This is a genomic window from Falsigemmobacter faecalis (genome assembly GCF_003863335.1).
GTDB classification, from domain to species: domain Bacteria; phylum Pseudomonadota; class Alphaproteobacteria; order Rhodobacterales; family Rhodobacteraceae; genus Wagnerdoeblera; species Wagnerdoeblera faecalis.
In genome coordinates this window covers 1-246 of sequence record NZ_RRAZ01000082.1, presented here as the reverse complement: position 1 = coordinate 246, position 246 = coordinate 1, and the positions used below count along the sequence as shown (strand labels likewise).

Annotated in this window: 1 pseudogene; it reads left to right on the top strand. The window is 53.3% G+C overall.

The window, feature by feature from the left end:
• A pseudogene (locus EG244_RS20775) lies at positions 1–213 on the top strand (hypothetical protein); the annotation flags it as partial.
• Positions 214–246 lie beyond the last annotated feature (33 nt).

The following is a 246-nucleotide window of genomic DNA, read 5'->3' as shown; positions in this document are numbered from 1 at the left end:
CCCATCCTCGAAAGTGATTTTCAGATTGTTCGAAGAATGCGGCATCGCGAACTGCCGCCCCTATCGCGGGTCGGCGATGCAGAAGATGCCATTTTCCTGATTGAAACTTACTGCGCCAAGGCAGGGCTGGAGTGCTCGGAGGAAGTGGCAGAAATCGAACTGGCTGAACGCTTGATCCACAGCGCGGCCAATCAGTTTGGTCTAGGTGTTTGATCTCACGATTTGATGGTGTGATCCTTTCGCAGG